This window comes from Pseudomonas putida, assembly GCF_001941965.1.
Taxonomy (GTDB): Bacteria; Pseudomonadota; Gammaproteobacteria; order Pseudomonadales; family Pseudomonadaceae; genus Aquipseudomonas; species Aquipseudomonas putida_L.
The window spans coordinates 324,756-345,513 of the sequence record NZ_MKZO01000025.1 but is presented as its reverse complement, the minus strand read 5'-3'; the positions used below and the strand labels follow the sequence as shown (position 1 = coordinate 345,513).

Annotated in this window: 1 protein-coding gene; it reads right to left on the bottom strand. The window is 67.6% G+C overall.

What is annotated here, in order from left to right:
- Positions 1 to 121: 121 nt before the first annotated feature.
- The gene (locus PSEMO_RS15910; protein WP_075803930.1) at positions 122 to 20,695 is read right to left on the bottom strand and encodes a non-ribosomal peptide synthetase; all 20,574 of its coding nucleotides are present in this window, start codon (positions 20,693 to 20,695) and stop codon (positions 122 to 124) included.
- Between the last annotated feature and the right edge of the window lie 63 nt (positions 20,696 to 20,758).

Here is a 20,758-nt window from a genome sequence, read left to right as displayed (position 1 = left end):
TTGCGTGGACCTTGTGGGAGCTGGCTTGTCGGACCGCCGAACCGCAGCGATTACTGTAGTGAATTCACCATCGCAATCGCTGGCAAGCCAGCTCCCACAGGGATGGGTGGCGTGCTCTCGGTTAGAGCGCCTCCAGCTCGGCCATCAGGTCCGACAGGCGATCGACCTTGGCGTCGTCGATGCGCTTGTCCTGCTGCCCCTCGATGTACGCCGCCAGCGCCTGCAAGGTGTTCAGCTCGAACATGGCGCGCAGCGGGACGTGGTGCCCCAGTTCCTTCTGCAAACGACTGACGATCTGCGTCGCCAGCAACGAGTGCCCGCCCAGCTCGAAGAAGTCGTCGCTCATGCCGACCTTGTCCACCTTGAGCACCTCGGCCCAGATCGCCGCCAGCTGTTGTTCCAGCTCACCCTGCGGCGCCACATAGGCCGCATGGGCATGGCCGATATCCGGCTGCGGCAGGGCCTTGCGGTCCAGCTTGCCGTTCGGCGTCAGCGGCAACTGCTCGAGGAACAGCCACTGCGTCGGCACCATGAAGCCCGGCAGGTCCTGACCGAGCTGGGCCTTGAGTTCATGGACCAGGTCGTCGCCCGCGAGCACGCCCTGCCCCGCCACCACCCAGGCCACCAGTTGCGTGCCGTTGGCGCTGTCCCGCGGCAGCACCACGGCCTCGCGCACCGCCGGCTGACGCAGCAGCAGCGCTTCGATCTCGCCCAGCTCGATGCGCAGGCCGCGGATCTTCACCTGGTGGTCGATCCGCCCCAGGTAGTCGATCACCCCATCGGCGCGGTAGCGCACCAGGTCACCGGTGCGATACAGGCGCGCGCCCGGGGTGAACGGATCGGGCACGAAGCGCTCGGCACTCAGGTCCGGACGCTTGTGGTAACCCCGCGCCAGCGAGTCGCCGCCGACATACAGCTCGCCGGCACTGCCCACCGGGCAGACCTGCAGGTTGGTATCGAGGACATAGGTGCGCACGTTGCTGATCGGCCGGCCGATCGCCGCGATCGCCGTGTCCACCGGGCCGTCGATCAGCAGGCTGCTGGTGTCGATGGTCGCTTCGGTCGGGCCGTACAGGTTGTAGACCCGGCCGCCCCACTGCTCGCGCAACTGCTCCACCAGCGCGCCACTCAGGGCCTCGCCACCGAAGGCCAGGGTGCGCAGCGAATCCAGCTGGCCTTCGCGCACGTCCGGGAGCAGCGCCTGAAGCACCGATGGCGCCAGTTGCAGGACGCTGATGTCCTGCACCGCCACTTCGCGCCACAGCAGGCTCAGGTCGTCGCTCAGCGCCGGGCTGGCGAGGACCAGTTGCGCGCCGTTGAGCAGCGGCAGCCAGAACTCCCAGACCGAGGCGTCGAAGCTGAACGCGGTCTTCTGCAAGACGCGGTCGGCCGGCGCTAGCTGCAGTTCGTCCTGCATCCACAGCATATGGTTGGCCAGGGCGCCATGGCGGATCTCCACGCCTTTCGGCCGGCCGGTGGAGCCGGAGGTGTAGATCACGTAGGCGAGGTTGTCGGCATTCACCCGGACCTGCGGCGGCGTAGCCTCGGCGAGGTCCTGCCAGTCGATCAGTTCGTCGAGGCTCAGGCTGGTCACGGCGTCGTTCAGCGGCAGGTCGGCGAGCAGCGACGACTGGGTCAGCAGCAGGCCGATACCGCTGTCGCGGACCATGTAGTCCAGGCGCTCGCGCGGGTACGCCGGGTCCAGCGGCACATAGGCACCGCCGGCCTTGAGGATCGCCAGCAGGCCGACGACCATTTCCAGGCTGCGCTCCAGGGAAATCCCCACCAGCACATCCGGGCCGACACCCAGCTCACGCAGACGGTGGGCCAGGCGGTTGGCCTGGCGATCCAGCTCGGCATAGCTCAGTTGCAGCTCGCCGAGGACCAGTGCCCCAGCCTCCGGCGTGGCCTGGACCTGCTGCTCGATCAGGTCGTGGATGCAGGCTTCGGGGACGTCCACGGCCGTGGCGTTCCAGTCATGCAGCAGGTGCTGGCGCTCGGCTTCGTCGAGCAGCGGAAGCTCACCGAGCAGGGCCTGGCCGTCGGCGGCCAGGGCCAGCAGCAGGTGCTCGAAGTGCCGCAGCAGTTGTTCGATGGCGGCCTGGTCGAAGTGCGCCAGGTCGTAGCCCACCGCCAGGGACAGGCGCTCGCCCGCCTCCACCGCCAGGGTCAGCGGATAGTGGGTCTGCTCCTGGTTCACAACGTTGGCGAAGCTTGGCGAGCGCGGCGACGCCTGTTGCAGCGCCTCGGCGATCGGGTAGTTCTCGAACACCATGATCGAGTCGAACAGCGCCTCGCCGGCCCAGCCAGCCCAGCGCTGCACGTCGTACAGCGGCGTGTGCTCGTGCTCGCGCAGCACCAGGTTGAGCGCCTGGACTTCCTGCACCCAGTCCTGCACGCGCTGCTCGGCACGCGGGCTGCCGACCACCGGCAAGGTGTTGATGAACAGGCCGAGCTGTTCCTCGACACCCGCCAGCTCCGCCGGACGCCCGGCCACGGTGGCGCCGAAGGTCACCATGGCCTGCCCGGTGTAGCGTTGCAGCAAGAGCATCCAGCTCGCCTGCAACAGGGTGTTGAGGGTGACCCGCTGCTCGCGGGCGAACTCGCCCAGTTGCGCGGTCACGGCCGCGGCGAAGTCATGACGCAGCTCGGCATGGCCCTGCCCCGCCGCGCGGAAGCATGGCGCCAGGCGGGTCGGGGCCTCCAGCTCGGCCAACTGGCCGTTCCAGAAGTGCTCGGCCACGGCGGCGTCCTGGCGTTGCAGCCAGTGGATATAGTCCTGGTAGCGACCGCCGGCCGCCGGCACCGCCTCGCCGTGATAACGCTGCAATACCTCGCCGAACATCCGCGAGCTGCTCCAGCCATCCAGCAGGATGTGGTGACAGGTGAAGACCAGTTGGTAAACGTCCTCGCCGGTGTGCAGCAGGCTCAGGCGCAGCAAGGCGTCCTGTTCCAGATCGAAACCACGCTGGCGATCGGCTTCGGCGAAGTCGACCAGTGCGGCGTCGACATCATCCCGCTCACGCCAGTCCTGCAGTTCGAACGGCACCGCGACCTGCTTGCGGATTACCTGCAGCGGCTGGCCAAAACTGCTGACGAAGCTGGCGCGCAGTACCTCGTGGTTATCCAGCACCGCCTGCCAGGCGGCCACGAAGCGCTCGACCTCGATACCGCGCACTGCAGTGCGCATCTGGTTGACGTAGCTGGCCTTGTCCTGCGCGTACAGGCTGTGGAACAGCATGCCCTGCTGCATCGGCGACAGCGGGTAGATATCGGCGATCTGCGCTGCCGGCAGCGGCAGGCTGTCCAGCTCGCGCTGGTCCAGGCCGGCCAGCGGGAAGTCCGATGGCGTCACCCCGCCCGCACCGGCAGACAGGCAGTGTTCGATCAGCAGGCGCAGTTCGCTGGCGTAGGCATCGGCCAGCCCTTGCACGGTGCTGGTATCGAACAGCTCGCCACTGAAGCTCCAGAGCATTTCCAGCTGGCCGTCGAGGACCTGGCCGTTGATCGCCAGCAGGCTGTCCAGCGGCGCTTCGTCGCTCTGGCCCTGGCCGCTGCCTTCGCCGGAGGGCGCCAGCAGCGCATCGTCGCCGGCAAAGCTGCCATCCAGCTGGCCGAGGTAGTTGAAGACGATCTGGCCCTGGGCCAGTGCCGCCAGGCGGCGTTGTGCCTGCTCGTCGCCGAGCCAGCGCAGCACGCCGTAGCCCAGGCCCTTGTTCGGGACTGCACGCAGCTGTTCCTTGATGGTCTTCAGCGAGCTGGCGAGGTCGTCGCCAGCGCTGAGCTTGACCGGGTACAGGCTGGTGAACCAGCCGACGGTACGGTGGGTGTCGATGCCATCGAACAGCTCTTCACGACCGTGACCTTCCAGGCGCACCAGGGTGTCGGTACGGCCGGTCCAGCGAGCGATTACACGGGCCAGGGCAGTCAGCAGCAGGTCGTTGATCTGCGTGCGATAGGCCGCCGGAGCCTCCTGCAACAACTGCCGGGTCAGGTCGGCATCGAGACGGCTGCTGACGGTGACTTCGTGCTGGTGCTGGCGCCCGCCTTCGGCGTGGTCCAGCGGCAGTTCGTCACTGACGCCTTGCAACTGTGCCTGCCACCAGTCGAGTTCGGCGGCCAGTTGTGGCGTAGCGGCCCAGGCTTGCAGTTGCTCGGCCCAGACCTTCACGGAGTGGGTCTTGTCCGCCAGCGCCGCGCCGTTATAGGCCGCCTGCAGGTCTTCCAGCAGGATGCGCCAGGACACGCCGTCCACCGCCAGGTGATGGATCACCAGCAGCAGGCGTTGTTCGCCCTCCGGCAGCTTGACCAGCAGACCGCGCAGCAGCGGACCTTCGACCAGGTTCAGGCTGCGCTGTGCTTCATCGCACAGGGCACGCAGCCCCTCGCGGGCGTCCAGCTCACGCACCCACAGCAGCTCGCCGCTGACCGCATCGCGGAAGGTGGCGTTCGCGTCGACGAAGCTCAGGCGCAGGGCATCGTGGTGCGCCACCAGGCGTTGCAGCGCCGCCTCCAGGCGCACGGCATCCAGGGCCACGGTCGGGGTGAACAGCACCGACTGGTTCCAGTGATGACGCTCGGGGATCGGGCTGTCGAAGAACCAGCGCTGGATCGGCAGCAACGGCGTCGGGCCACTCAGGGCGCCCTGCTCGATACGCACCGCCGGGGCACGGCTGGCCACCTGGGCGATGCCCTGGATGGTCTGGCGCTGGAACAGGTCCTTGGCGCTGAACAGGATCCCGGCCTGACGGGCGCGGCTGACCACCTGGATGGAGATGATCGAATCGCCGCCCAGCTCGAAGAAGTTGTCGGTCACGCCGACCTGCTCCAGCTTCAGCACATCGCGCCAGATGGCGGCCAGTTCGGCTTCCAGCGGGCTGCTCGGGGCCACGCCGGACGAGGCGTTCTGGCTCAGGTCGGGTTTCGGCAGCGCTCGGCGATCAAGCTTGCCGTTGGCGTTGACCGGCATGCGCTCAAGCCAGATGAAGTGGCTCGGCACCATGAATTCCGGCAGGTGCACCTTGAGGTGGGCCTTGAGGATTTCCTTCAGTTCATCGGTGTCCTGTTGCGGATCGCGGGCCACCAGATAGGCCGCCAGCTGCTTGCCGTTGGCGCCGTCGATATCGATGACGCTGCCCTCGCGCACCGCCGGGTGCTCCTGCAGCCGTGCATCGATCTCGCCCAGCTCGATACGCAGGCCACGGATCTTCACCTGATGGTCGATCCGCCCGGCGTATTCGACGATGCCCTCGCCGCGATAGCGGGCCAGGTCGCCGGTGCGGTACAGGCGGCCGCCGTCGCTGGAGAACGGATCCGGCACGAAACGCTCGGCGGTCAGGGAAGGACGATTGTGGTAACCGCGGGCCAGGCCGACGCCGCCCAGGTACAGCTCGGCGGCGCACCCCGGCGCGGCCGGCAGCAGGCCGTCCTCGAGGATATGGGTCTTGATGTTGTCGATCGGGTGGCCGATCGGCACGTTCAGGTCATCGACGCTGCAGGTCCAGTGGGTGACCTCGATCGCCGCCTCGGTCGGCCCGTACAGGTTGTGCAGGTCGGCATGGGGCAGCCGCTTGAGCACCTGGGCCGCCAGTTCCACCGGCAACGCCTCGCCACTGCACATCACGCGGCGCACGCTGGTGCAGCTCTCGACGTCCTCGTGGGTCATGAAGGCCTGGAGCATGGACGGCACGAAGTGCACGGTGGTGACGCCGTACTGGCGGATGGTCGCCAGCAGGCGGTCCGGGTCGCGGTGGTCGCCCGGCAGGGCTACCGCCAGGCGCGCGCCGGAAAGCAGCGGCCAGTAGAACTCCCAGCCCGAGACGTCGAAGCTGAACGGGGTCTTCTGCAGCACAGTGTCGCTGGCGTCCAGCCCATAGGCCTTCTGACCCCAGTGCAGGCGGTTGATCACCGCGCGATGGCTGTTGCCGGCACCTTTCGGCTTGCCGGTGGAGCCCGAGGTGTAGATCACGTAGGCCAGGTTGTCGGCCAGGCTCAGCGGCACCGGGTTGGCGTCGCTGTAGTGTTCCAGCGGCAGGCGGTCGAGGCTCAGGGACTGCACGTGGCCCGGGATCGGCAGGCGCTCCACCAGGGCCTCCTGGGTCAGCAGCAGCTCGACGCCGCTGTCCTCGATCATGTAGGCCAGGCGGTCGCTCGGGTAATCCGGGTCGAGCGGCACATAGGCGCCGCCGGACTTCATGATCGCCAGCAGGCCGATGACCATTTCCAGGCTGCGTTCCACCGCGAGGCCGATCAGCGCATCCGGGCGCGCCCCCAGTTCGCGCAGCTTGTGCGCCAGCTGGTTGGCCCGGCGGTTGAGCTGGGCATAGCTCAGTTGCTGGCCGGCGAAGACCAGCGCCGGAGCGTCCGGGGTTTTCGCCACCTGGGCTTCGAACAGGTGATGGATGCCGGTGTCGCCGGGGAACGGCGCGGCAGTGGCGTTCCACTGCTGGACGATGCGGCGCTGGGCCGGCGCGTCGAGCAGGGCCAGGTCACCGATCCGTTGCTGCACATCGGCACTGATCGAGCGCAGCAGTTGCTGCCAGTGTTCGGCCATGCGCGCGATGGTGTCCGCTTCGAACAAGGCGGTGGCGTAGGTCAGCGAGGCGCTCAGGCCGTCGCTGTGCTCCACGGTATGCAACATCAGGTCGAACTGCGCGGTGTGCTTCTCCGATGGCACCGCTTCCAGTTGCAGGCCGGCCAGTTGCGGCACCAGGTGCGCGGCTTCGCTCTGGTGGTTGTACATCACCTGGAACAGCGGGCTGCGGCTCAGGTCGCGCTCCGGTTGCAGGGCTTCCACCAGTTGCTCGAACGGCAGGTCCTGATGGGCCTGGGCCTCCAGGGCATGGCGCTTGACCTGTTGCAGCAGCTCGCCGACGCGGGTCTGCGAGTCCAGTTCGGCCTTGAGCACCTGGGTGTTGACGAAGAAGCCGATCAGCGGCTCGGTCTCGGCGCGGTTGCGGTTGGCGATCGGCACGCCGACGCGCACGTCGCCGTGGCCCGAGTAGCGGTGCAGCAGGGTCTGGAACGAGGCCAGCAAGAGCATGAACAGGGTCACGCCCTGCCCTTGCGCCAGCGCTTTCAGGTCGGCGGCCAGGTGCGGGTCGAGGCTGAAGCCGAGTTGCGCGCCAGCGGTGCTCTGCACCGGCGGACGCGGGTGGTCGGTCGGCAGTTCCAGCACCGGTTGCTCGCCGCCCAGTTGCGCAGTCCAGTAGGCCAACTGACGGGTTTTCTCGCCCGCTTCCAGCCAGTCACGCTGCCACAGGGCGTAGTCGGCATACTGGATCGCCAGCGGTGCCAGACGTACTTCCTCGCCCTGGCTGTAGCCGGCGTACAGGCGCATCAGCTCGTCGACCATGATCGGCATCGACCAGCCATCGGTGACGATATGGTGCTGGACCAGTACCAGCACATGCTCGTCGGCCGCCAGGTGCAACAGGCGCACGCGCAGCAGCGGACCGTTTTCCAGGTCGAACGGCCGCAGGGTCTCGGCCTCGATGAACAGGCGCACCTGCTCGTCACGCGGCAGGGCCGACTCCGGCAGTTGCTCCAGCTCCAGCATGAACGGCGCCGGCGCATGGATGACCTGCACGGCCCGGGCGCCGTCCTGGCGGAAGGTGGTGCGCAGGGTTTCGTGGCGGGCGATCAGGCGTTCGAAGCTCAGTTCCAGCGCGGCGATATCCAGCGCGCCACGCAGGCGCAGGGCGGCCGGCATGTTGTAGGCGGCGCTCTGCGGCTCCAGCTGCCAGAGGAACCACTGGCGTTGCTGGGCATAGGACAGCGCCAGCGGCTGGCTGCGGTCGGCCAGGGTGATTGCCTGCTGCTTGCTGCTTTCGGCGGCGCCGACCTGACGGGCGAAGCCGCGCAGGTCGCGGGCCTCGAACAGGCTGCGCAGCGCCAGTTCGATCTTCAGGCCCTGGCGGACCCGGGAGATGACCTGGGTCGCCAGCAGCGAGTGCCCGCCCAGTTCGAAGAAGCTGTCGTCGAGGCCGACGCGCTCGATCTTCAGCACCTCGGCCCAGATGGCTGCCAGTTGCTGCTCGAGCTCGCTTTCAGGGGCGACATAGGCGGTCTGCGAGACGCTGGTATCCGGCTGCGGCAGGGCCTTGTGGTCGAGCTTGCCGTTCGGCGTCAGCGGCATGGCCGGCAGTTGCACGACGTGGGTCGGGACCATGTAGTCCGGCAGGCTGGCTTTCAGCGAGGCCTTGAGCTGATCGATATCCAGCTCGCTGCGGGTGACCACGTAGGCGGCGAGTTGCTTGCCCTGTGGGCCGTCGATATCAAGGACCACGGTTTCGCGGATTGCCGGGTGTTCCAGCAGGCGGGTTTCGATCTCGCCCAGCTCGATGCGGTAACCGCGGATCTTCACCTGATGGTCGGCACGGCCGACGTATTCCAGCACGCCATCGGCACGGCGGCGGGCCAGGTCGCCGGTGCGGTACAGGCGTTCGCCCGGGGTACCGAAGGGGTTCGGGACGAAGACCGGGACGGTGCGGCGGGTGTCGCCGACATAACCGCGACCCACGCCGGTACCGGCGACGCACAGCTCGCCCACGGCGCCGGTCGGTACCAGTTCCAGAGCGTCGTCCAGCAGGTAGATCAGGTTGTTGTCGGTCGGGGTGCCGATGGGCAGGTAGGTGCTTTCGGTGGAATTCAGATCGACACGGAAGAAGGCCACGTCGTCCGAGCATTCGGCCGGACCGTAGGCGTTGACCAGGCCAATCTGTGGATAACGCAGCAGCCACTGGCGGGCCAGCTCGGGTGGCATGGCTTCGCCGGTCGGCAGCATCCAGCGCAGGCCGTCGAGGCTCACGCGCTCTTCGGCGAGCAGGCCCTGGATCAGCGACGGCACGCTTTCCAGCACGCTGATGCCCTGAGCCTGAACATGCGCCAGCAGCGCTTGCGGGTCACGGGCGATATCGTTCGGCACGATATCCACACGGGCGCCGAACAGCGGGGCGGCGAGGAACTGCCAGACGGAAATGTCGAAGCTCTGCGAGGCGGTCTGGGCGATCACGTCCTTGTCGCTCAGATCCAGGTACGGGACCTTGCTCAACTGGTTGTTGAGCATGCCACGCTGTTCGACCATCACGCCTTTGGGCAGCCCGGTGGAGCCGGAGGTGAAGATCACGTAGGCCAGGTTATCCGGGCCGCTGTAGCGACCGGGATTGGTGATATCAGCGCTGTGCTGAACCTGCTCCCAGACCAGCAGTTGCACCGACTCATTGTCGGCCAGCAGCTCGCGAGCCTGGGCTTCGCAGGCGGCGCTGCACACCAGCACCGGCGCCCCGCTCTGCCCGATCACGCCGCTCAGGCGCTGATTCGGCAGTGCCGGGTCCAGCGGCAGATAACCCGCCCCGGCCTTGAAGCTGCCGACAATCATGCCCAGCAGATCCGGGCCGCGTTCGGCCAGGAGTGCGATCGGTTGGTCGAAACCGGCACCTGCCGCGATCAGGGCATGGCCCAGGCGGTTGGCAGAGTGGTTCAGCGCGCTGTAGCTGATCCGCTCGTTCAGATAACTGACGGCAACCCGCTCAGGATGCGCCGCCACCCTTTCCTCGAACTGCGCCACATAACTGCGCTCCAGCGGGTACTCGCGGGCGCTCTGGTTGACGCCATGGGTCAGGAACTCCCGCTCGGCCTCGCCCAGCAGCGGCAGCGCCGCCATATCGCCATGGAAGCCTTCCACCAGCGCCAGCAGCAGGCGCTTGAACTCCGCCAGCATGCCCTCGACGGTGGTCGGGTCGAAGTAGCGCTGGTCATAGGACAGGTGCAGGCCGAGGTCATCGCCCGGGTAGCACACGGCGGTCAGCGGGTAGTTGGTGTGGGTGCGGCCGGAATCCGAGGTGGCATTCAGGCTTTGCGCACGGTCCAGCACCGAGACTTCCACCGGGGCGTTCTCGAACACGAACAGGCTGTCGAACAGCGGCAGGCCCTTGGGCAGCTCACTGAGGTCCTGGATATTCACCAGCGGCAGGTATTCGTACTCGCGCAGTTGCATGTTGCTGTCGAGCAGGCCGTTCAGCCACTGGCGCACGCTCTGCCGCTCGCCATCACGGGGCAGGCCGACACGCAGGGCGATGGTGTTGATGAACAGGCCGACGGTGCGCTGCATCTGCGGCATGTCCACCGGACGCCCGGCCACGGTGACGCCGAACAGCACGTCGCGCTCGCCACTGAGGCGACGCAGGGTCAGGGCCCAGGCCGCCTGGGCGAAGGTGTTGACGGTCAGCTGGTGCTGCTGCGCCAGTTCGCGCAGGCGGGCGCCATCGGCGGCGTCGAGGCGGGTGTAGACATCGCCCACCAGCATGCCGCCGCTTTCGCCGGCATGCTCGCGGAGGTACGGGCGGTCGCTCGGAATCGGCGTCGGCCGCTCGAAGCCGCGCAGGTTGCTGCGCCACCAGTCACGGGCCTGTTCCAGGCCGCGCTGTTGCAGCCAGCCGATGTAGTCGCGGTAGCGCGGGGCCGGGGCCAGTTGCGCGTCGCGGCCTTCGCCGAGGGCCATATACAGGTCGAAGAAATCGTTCATCAGCAGCGAACGGCACCAGGCATCGATGAGGATGTGGTGGTTGCTCATCATGAACCAGTAGCTGGCCTCGCCGACGCGGATCAGGCGCAGGTGGAACGGCGCCTGGTGCAGCAGATCGAAACCGGCCTCGCGCTCGCGCTTGTGCAGGGCTTGCAGGTTTTCTTCCTGCTGTTCGGCAGGGACGCCGCGCCAGTCGAGGTAGTCCACCGGGGTATCGCCCGGCTTGTGGATAACCTGGAGCATGCCTTCGCCGATATCCCAGCAGAAGGAGGCGCGCAGGGCTTCATGACGGGCGACCACGGCCTGCCAGGCGCGGGTGAAGCGCTCGGGATCAAGGGCGCTGTTGATGCGGTAGCGGTCCTGCATGTAGTACAGGCCGGTGCCCGGCTCCAGCAGGGTGTGCAGGAGCATGCCCTCCTGCATCGGGGTCAGCGGGTAGACATCCTCGATACGTGCCGCCGGCACCGGCAGCGCGTCCAGCTCGACCTGGGTCAGGCTGGCCAGGGGGAAGTCGGACGGGGTCAGGCCGCCGCTGCCCTCTTCCAGGCAGTGCTCGACCACCGCCTGCAACTGCAGCAGGTACGCGTTGGCGATGGCTTCGATGGTTGCCTGCTGATGGCGCTCGGCGCTGAAGGTCCAGCGCAGGACCAGCTCGCCGCCATAGACCTGGGCATCGATGCTCAGCTCGTTGGGCAGCGGCGCCTGCGGGTCATGGGCGGTGCCGGCGGACTCTTCCAGCGGGCGGAACAGCGCATCGCTGGCGAAGCTCTGGTCGAACTGGCCGAGGTAGTTGAAGGTAACCGGCGCCACCGGCAATGCCTGCATCGCGCTGCGGCTGGCGGCGTCGCCGAGGTAGCGCAGCACGCCGTAGCCGAGGCCCTTTTCCGGTACTGCGCGAAGCTGTTCCTTGATCGCCTTGATCGAGCCGGACAGGTCGGCCGCCGGGGTCAGGCGCAGTGGATAGGCGCTGGTGAACCAGCCGACGCTGCGGGTCAGGTCGATCTCGTCGAACAGGCTTTCGCGGCCATGGCCTTCCAGCTGGACCAGCGCCGAGGGCTGCTCGGTCCACTGGCAAAGCACACGGGCCAGGGCGGTCAGCAGCAGGTCGTTGACCTGGGTGCGGTAGGCGCTCGGGGCCTGTTGCAGCAACTGGCGGGTGCGCTGGGCATCCAGGCGCACGCTGATGCTGGCGGCATGGCGGTTTTCCTGGCCGCCGGCATTATCGGTGCCCGGCAGCGACATGGCGTCGGTGCCCAGGTGGGCTTGCCACCAGTCGCGCTCCGCGCGCAGCGAATCGCTGGCGGCATGGGCGCTCAGGCGCTCGGCCCAGTCGCGCATGGCGCTGGTCTTGGCCGGCAGCGGCTGTTGGCGATAAGCATTCTGCAGGTCTTCCAGCAGCACGCGCCAGGACACGCCATCCACCACCAGGTGATGGATCGCCAGCAGCAGGCGCTGTTCGCCCTGCGGGCCGCTGACCAGCAGAGCACGCAGCAGCGGGCCCTGTTGCAGGTCGAGGCTGCGCTGGGCTTCGTCGTAGAGTGCAGTGCACTGGGCCATGTCGCTGACCTGGGCGACCCGCAGAAGACTGTCGTCGCCTTCGCGGAACGCCGCCTGCCATGCGCCGTCCTGCTCGCGGAAGCCGAGGCGCAGGGCGTCATGCTGCTGTTGCAGGGCCTTCAGCGCCTGCTCCAGTTGTACGGCATCGAGCACCTGGGTCGGCTCCAGCAGAACGGCCTGGTTCCAGTGCTGGCGGTTGGCGATCGGGGTTTCGAAGAACCAGTGCTGGATCGGCGTCAGCGCCGACATGCCAGTCAGTTGCCCCTGCTCGGCGCTGACCACTTCGCGGGTGGTGGCGACGGCGGCCAGGGTCTGCACGGTCTGGTGCTGGAACAGGTCGCGCGGGGTGAAATGGATACCCGCGGCACGGCCACGGCTGACCACCTGGATCGACAGGATGGAGTCGCCACCCAGCTCGAAGAAGTTGTCGTTGAGGCCGACCTGGGCAACGTTCAGCACCTCGCCCCAGATCCGCGCCAGGCTCTGTTCCAGCTCGCTGGTCGGCGCCACGTACTGCTGGCGGTTCAGCTCCGGATCCGGCGCCGGCAGGGCGCGGCGGTCGAGCTTGCCGTTGGCGGTCAGCGGCATGGCATCGAGCAGGATCAGGTGGGTCGGGACCATGTAGTCCGGCAGTTGCGCCTTGAGCGCGGCCTTCAGTTCGTCACGCAGTTGCGACTGTTGCGCTTCATCCTGCGACGCCACATCGCTCACCAGGTAACCGGCCAGTTGCTTGCCGTCTGGTGTGTCCAGCGCCAGCACCACCGCTTCGCGGATGGCGGCATGGTCGAGCAGGCGGGTCTCGATCTCGCCCAGTTCGATACGGAAGCCACGGATCTTCACCTGATGGTCGACCCGGCCGATGTACTCCACCAGCCCGTCGGCGCGCTGGCGCACCAGGTCACCGGTGCGGTACAGGCGGCCGCCGTCATTGGCGAACGGGTCGGCGACGAAGCGCTCGGCGGTCAGGCCGGCCCGTTCGTGGTAACCCACCGCCAGCCCTGCCCCGCCGACATACAGTTCACCCGTGGCGCCCTGCGGCACCAGGGCCAGGTCGGTATCGAGGATATAGGCGACCCGCGCCCCCACCACACTGCCGATCGGCACGCTGGCCTGGCCTTCCTCCAGCTCGGCCGGCGACAGGCAGGCCAGGGGCATGACCACGGTTTCGGTCGGGCCATAGGCGTTGAAGAACAGCTCCGGCGCGAAGGCCGCGCGGATCCGTTGCAGGTGTTCGCCGGTCAGGGCCTCGCCGCCGGTGATGCACATGCGCACCGGCAGGCGCTGTTGCTGGGTTGCCAGCCACTGCGCCAACTGGCTGCCGTAGCTCGGGGTGAAGCCGAGGATATTGACGCCCTGCTCGCGGATCAGCGTGCAGATTTCCTGGGCATCCCACTGGCCCTGGGCACGGATCACCAGGCGTGCGCCGGTCAGCAGCGGCACCAGCAGACGCTCGGTGGCGGCGTCGAAGTTGATCGAATAGAAGTGCAGCTCGCAGTCGCTCGGGCGCATGTCGAAGCGCTTGATCACCGCCTGGCAGTGCATGGCGATTTCACCATGGCTGACCACCACGCCTTTCGGCAGGCCGGTGGAGCCGGAGGTGTAGATCAGGTAGGCCTGGTGCTGCGGCAGGCTGATGAAAGGCGGTTCGCTGTCCGGATAGCCGGCCAGTTTCGGCAAGTCCTCTTCCAGGCTCCAGCGCGCCACGCCGTCCGGCAGTTCGCCAAGGGCTTCGAGCAGCTTGGCGTCGCTGAGCAGCAGGCGCACGCCGCTGTCGCGGATCATGTATTGCAGGCGTTCCAGCGGGTATTCCGGGTCCAGCGGCATATAGGCGCCGCCGGCCTTGAGGATCGCCAGCAGGCCGATGACCATCTCCAGCGAACGCTCCAGGGCCAGGCCGACCCGCACCTGCGGGCCGACACCAAGCTCACGAAGCCTCCAGGCCAGGCGGTTGGCCCGGGCATCCAGCTCGGCGTAGCTGAGGGTTTCGCCACGGAAGGTCAGCGCTCCGGCCTGCGGTGCGGCCTTGACCCGCTCGCTGAACAGGCTGTGGATGCACTGGTCGAGCCGTTGCTCGCCGGCTTCCGCGCCGAGGCTGTCGAGCAGCTGCTGGCGCTCGTCGGCGGCCAGCAGCGGCAGTTCGGCGAGACGCTGTTGCGGATCGACCAGCAGCGCCTCCAGCAGGTTGCGCCAGTGCGCGGCCATGCGCGCGATACGCGGCTCGTCGAACAGGTCGGTGCTGTAGGTCAGGCAGCAGCCCAGGCGGTGGTCCAGCTCGGTGACTTCGAGGTTGAGGTCGAACTTGGTGGCGCGGGCATCGTTGACCAGGTACTCCACGGTCATCCCGGCCAGCTCGCGGCTTTGCTGGAACTCCCAGCGCTGCACGTTGCACATCACCTGGAACAGCGGGTTGTAGGCGGCGCTGCGTGGCGGTTGCAGGGCTTCCACCAGGTGGTCGAACGGCAGGTCCTGGTGGGACTGGCCATCGATCACGGTCTGGCGCACCTGCTCGATCAGGTCGCCGACGCTCATCTGCCCGTCGAGCTGCACACGCAGCACCTGGGTGTTGAGGAAGGCGCCGATCAGCCCTTCGCTTTCCGGACGGATGCGGTTGGCCACCGGGGCGCCGATGCGCAGGTCGGTCTGGCCGCTGTAGCGGTAGAGCAGCACCGCCAGGGTGGCGGTCATGGTCATGAACAGGGTCAGGCCGTTCTTCGCGTTGAAGGCGCGCACGCGGCCGGCCAGGTCATCGCTGAGGTCGAAGCGGAACAGCTCGCCCTGGTGGCTTTGCACGGCCGGACGCGGACGGTCGCCGGGCAGTTCCAGCAGCGGGTGTTCCTTGCCCAGTTGCGCCGTCCAGTAGTCCAGCTGGCGCTGGCGCTCACCGGACTCCAGCCACTGGCGCTGCCACACGCTGTAGTCCAGGTACTGCACCGCCAGCGGCTCCAGCGGCGACGGCTTGCCGTCGAGGAAGGCCTCGTAGAGCAGGCCCAGTTCGCGGGCGAAGATGTCCATCGCCCAGCCTTCGGTGACGATATGGTGCAGGGTCAGGACGAAGTAGTGCTCCTGCTCCCCGGCCTTGACCAGGCAGGCGCGCAGCAGCGGGCCGGTTTCCAGGTCGAAGGGTGTGTGCGCTTCGCTGTCGGCAAAGGCTTGCAGGCGCACCTGGCGCTCGGCGGCCGGCAGCGCGGAGATATCCAGCCACTGCATGGCGACGCCGGTCTCTTCCGCGACCTTCTGGCAAGCCACCCCGTTGACGCTCGGGAAGGTGGTGCGCAGGGTTTCGTGACGCAGGATCAGCGCCTGCAGGGCCGCTTCGAAGCAGCCGATATCGAAGGCGCCGCTGAGCCGGGCCATGCCGCCGACGTTGTAGGCGGGGCTGTCCGGCTCCATCTGCCAGAGGAACCACATGCGCTGCTGCGAGTACGACAGCGCCACCGGCTGGCTGCGGTCGACCTTGTCGATGGCCTGCTGGCTGTTGCGTGCACCGGAGGCTTGCAGCGTGGCGATCTGCGTGGCGAAGGCGCCCAGTTCGCGGTGGTCGAACAGCACCCGCAGCGGCAGTTCGACGTCGCAGGCCTGGCGCACGCGGGAAATGATCTGGGTCGCCAGCAGCGAGTGCCCGCCCAGTTCGAAGAAGTCATCGGCCAGGCCGACCTGCGGCACGCCCAGCACTTCGCGCCAGATAGCGGCGATGCTGTGCTCCAGCTCGGTCTGCGGTTCGATATGCTCGCGGGACTGCCATTGCGGTTCCGGCAGCGCGCGACGGTCCAGCTTGCCGCTCGGGCCGAGGGGCATCACGTCCATGCATACCAGTTGCGCCGGGACCATGTATTCCGGCAGCTCCAGGGCCAGCTCGGCTTTCAGGCGGGCGATCTGTGCGGCCTCGCCCTCCTGCGTTTTCTCGGCGGTGAAATAGCCGACCAGTTGCGGCCCGGAGACGGTCTGGCGCACCACCACGGCAGCCTGGCCAACGCCATCCAGCGCCAGCAGACGGGCTTCGATTTCCTGCGGCTCGACCCTGAAGCCGCGCAGCTTGACCTGGTGATCGAGACGGCCGAAGTACTCCAGCGCACCATCGGCGGCCCAGCGCACGCGGTCACCGGTGCGGTACAGGCGCGAGCCCGGCTCGCCGCCGGCATCCGGCACGAAGCGTTCAGCCGTCAGCGCAGCGCGGCCCAGGTAACCGCGGGCCAGGCCCAGGCCACCGATGCACAACTCACCGGCCACGCCATCCGGCTGGGCATTCAGTTCGCTGTCGAGGACCCGGCAGACCACGTTACCCAGCGGCCGGCCAATCGGCGAACGGGCCCCATCGCTGACCTGGCAATGCCAGTGAGTGACGTTGATCGCGGTTTCGGTCGGGCCGTAGCGGTTGTGCAGTTGCGCGTTGGGCAGTTGCGCCAATACGCGGTTGCGCAATTCGGCAGGCAACGCCTCGCCACCGGAGAACACCCGGCGCAGGCTGATGCAGTTGGCCGTCAGCGGCTCGTCGATAAACAGCTGGAGCAGCGGCGGGACGAAGTGCAGCGTGGTCACGCTATGCTGCTGGACCAGTTGGGCAATGCGATGCGGATCGCGGTGCTCGCCCGGTGCGGCGATCACCAGCTGGCAACCGGTGATCAGCGGCCAGAAGCATTCCCACACCGACACGTCGAAGCTGATCGGCGCCTTCTGCATCAGCACGTCGCTGTCGTTCAACTGGTAGGTGGCCTGCATCCATTGCAGGCGCTCGGCCAGGGCCGCGTGGGTGTTGCCGACGCCTTTCGGCAGGCCGGTGGAGCCGGAGGTGTAGATCACATAGGCGAGGTTGTCGCCGTGCAGGTGCAGGCCCGGCGCGTGGCTCGGCCAGTTGTCCAGCTTGAGGGTGTCGAGGGCGATGGCGCTGACGCCTTCGGCACTCGGCATATCACCCAGCAGATGGCTTTGGGTCAGCAGCAGCGACACGCCGCTGTCGCTCAGCATGTAGGCCAGGCGCTCGCTCGGGTAGTCCGGGTCCAGCGGTACATAGGCGCCGCCGGCCTTGATGATGGCGAGCAGGCCGATCAGCAGTTGCGGCGAGCGCTCGACGGCGATCGCGACTTTCACGTCCGGGCCGACGCCCTTGTCACGCAGGTAGTTGGCCAGGCGGTTGGCCTGGGCATGCAGGCCGGCGAAATCGAGGCTGCCGCCCTCCCAGACCAGCGCGGTGCGCTCGGGGCTGCGCTGGGCCTGTTCATTCAGCAGCTCCGGCAGCCAGCGGCTGGCGGGTGTGCACGGGGCGACGCTCCAGGTGGCCTGACGGGCCTGTTCGGCCTCGTCGAGCAGGTGCAGGTCGCCGAGGGCGATATCGGTGCTCGCGCAGACCTGGCTCAGCAGCCGCACGTAGTGCCCGGCCAGACGCTGAATGGTGGCGCGCTCGAACAGCTCGTCGGCATAGTCGAAGGACAGGTTGATGCGCCCGCTGCGGTCTTCCTCGCTGTGCAGTTGCAGGTCGAACTTGGCCTCGCGGCTGTGCCACGGCAGCTCATCGGCGAGCAGGCCCGGCAGGCGACGCAGCGCGCCGAGGTCGCGTTGCTGGTGGTTGAACATGACCTGGAACAGGCCCTGCTCGCGGGCCTGCGGGAAGGCTTCGACCAACTGGTCGAACGGCAGGTCCTGGTTGGCCTGGGCGTCCAGCGCAGCCTGACGGGTACGGTTGAGCAGCTCGGCAAAAGGCAGGCGCGCATCCAGTTCGGCGCGCAGCACCAGGGTGTTGATGAAGAAGCCGATCAGGCCCTGGGTTTCCTGGCGCGGACGGTTGGCGCCTGGCACGCCGATACGGATATCGGACTGGCCGCTGTAGCGGTGCAACAGGGTCTGGAAGCCGGCCAGCAACAGCATGAACGGCGTGGACTGGCTGCCCTGGGCCGCGGCTTTCAGGGCTTTGCTCTGCTCCGCACTCAGGCGCAGGCTGTAGCGCGAGGCGCTGTGCTGCTGGCGGGTGGAGCGTGGGTGATCGGTGGCCAGGCTGAGGCTCGGGTGTTCGTCGCCCAACTGGTTTTTCCAGTAGGCCAACTGGCGCTCGGCTTCACCACGGGCCAGCCACTCGCGCTGCCACTGGCCGTAGTCGGCGTAGCGCACCGGCAGGGCTTCGAGGGTCAGCGGCTGGTCCTGCACGGCGGCGGCATAGAGGCGCGAGAACTCGTCGATCAGCACGTTCAGCGACCAGCCGTCGGCGATGATGTGGTGCAGGGTCACCAGCAACTGGTGTTCCTGTTCGTCCAGGCAGACCAGTTGCACACGCAGCAGCGGGCCGTTTTCCAGGTCGAACGGCAGACGTGCCTGTTCTTCGCGGATGGCCTGGGCGCGGCTGCGGCGCTCGTCCTCATCGAGGTCGCTGAGGTCGATGCGCTGGATATCGAACGGGCCGGCAGCGTCGATGCGTTGCAGGGCCACACCATCCACTTCGTAGAAGCGCGTGCGCAGGGATTCATGGCGCTCGACAAGGCGCTGGAAGGCGCTGCGCAGAGCGGTTTCGTCCAGCTCGCCGCGCAGGTTGAGGCCGGCGGGAATGTTGTAGGCGCTGCTTTGCGGATCGAGCTGCCAGGTGAACCACAGGCGGTTCTGCGCCAGGGATTGCGGCAGGCCTTCGTCACCGGCCAGACGGACGATGCCGTCCTGCTCTACGGCGCCCGACTGCGCGCCTTCGATGGCGGCGACGAAGCCTTGCAGGGTCGGCGCTTCGAACAGCAGGCGCAGGTTCAGCTCGATCTTCAGGGCGTCACGCAGGCTGGCGACCACCTGGGTGGCGAGGATCGAGTTGCCGCCGAGGAGGAAGAAATGATCGTCGGCGGCGATATCGTCCACTTGCAGGTGCTCGCGCCAGGTACGGGCGACCAGCTCACCGAGGTTGGACTGGGCCAGGGCGGCATCGCTGGCCTTGGCACCGGTGTGCGGGAAGACCGCATAGCTGTCGAGGCTGCCGTCGGCCAGGCGGGTGCGGCAGGCCGAGCGTTGCAGCTTGCCGCTGGAGGTCTTCGGCAGTGCGCCGGGGTTGAGCAGCACGACGACAGCCGGGGCCTGTTGATAAGCATCGGCAACGGTTTCGCGAAGGGTGCGGATCAGTTCGTCGGCAGGCACGTTCTTCTGCACGCTGCGGCCGATCTCGGCGGCGATGCCGATGCCTTCGATACCGTCCTGGGTGACCGCGAAGGCAGCGACCCGGCCTTTGCGCACCACATCGACTTCACGCTCGACGGTCTGCTCGATGTCCTGTGGATAAATATTCTGGCCGCGGACGATCAACATGTCCTTGAGGCGACCGGTGATGTACAGCTCGCCGTCGCGCATGAAACCGAGGTCGCCAGTACGCAGCCAGGTCTGGCCGTCGTGCTCGACGAAGGTTTTCGCCGTGGCCTCCGGGTTGCGCCAGTAGCCATGGGCGATGCTCGGGCCGCTGGCCCAGACTTCGCCGACCTGGTTTTCAGCGAGCACTTCCAGGCTCTGCGGATCGGCGATCAGCACGGCGTGTTCCGGCTGGCTGGTGCCGCAGCTCATCACCGGACTGCCCTGCCCCGGCTGGGCGATATTGCGCGACAGTTCCTGCTCGTCCAGACGCAGGTGCGGGATGCCCTGGCCGCGCTTGCCACCGGCGACGAACAGGGTCGCTTCGGCCAGGCCATAGGAGGCGAAGAAGCTGCTGGCGTCGAAGCCACAGCCGGCGAATTTCCCGGCGAAGGCGTCGAGGCTGTCGAGGCGGATCGGCTCGGAGCCGGAGTAGGCCACGCGCCAGCCACTGAGGTCGAGACGCGCCAGGGCCGCCTCGCTGACCCGGGCGGCGCACAGCTGGTAGGCGAAGTCCGGGCCGCCGCTGATGGTGCCCTTGTACTCGCTGATCGCTTCCAGCCAGCGCAGCGGGCGGGTCAGGAAGTAGGCCGGGGACATCAGCACGCAGGGCACGCCGCTGAAGATCGGCTGCAGCAGGCCGCCGATCAGGCCCATGTCGTGGTACAGCGGCAGCCAGCTGACGATTACGTCATCCGGGTTGATATCGATGCCGAAGCCGTGGCGGATGAGTTTTTCGTTGGCGACCAGGTTGCCATGGCTGACCTGCACCCCTTTCGGCAGCGCGGTGGAGCCGGAGGTGTACTGCAGGAAGGCGATATGGTCGCCGGTCAGTTCCGGAGCGACCCAGGTATCGACGGGCTCCAGCGTGTCGACGCACAGCAGCGCCGGGGCGCCTTCGGCCGCCAGTTCCTCGACCTCCAGCAGGCTGTCGCGCAGGGCGGCAGCGGTCAGGACCAGGGCCGGCTCGGCATCGGCGATGATCGACAGCAGGCGCTCCTGGTGGTGGCGACGATTGGACTCCGGCGGATAGGCCGGCACGGCGATGATGCCGGCATAGAGGCAACCGTAGAACGCGGCGACATAGTCCGGGCCGCTGGGGAACAGCAGGATGGCGCGGTCGCCCAGCTGCGCCTGGCCTTGCAGGGCGGCGGCAATGCTGCGGGCGCGCTGGTCGAGGTCACGGTAGGTCAGCACCGTGCCCTGGTCCTGTTCGTCGGACAGAAAACGCAGGGCCAACTGGTCTGGCGTCTGCGCGGCGCGACGTTGAAGGGACTGGGCCAGGGTGACGGGGAGTTCGAACGCGTCCATGGAGAGTTCCTGCTTGAATTCGGGCTTGGCAAAAAAGAGGTCGGGTGACGAAAAGAAAACGCG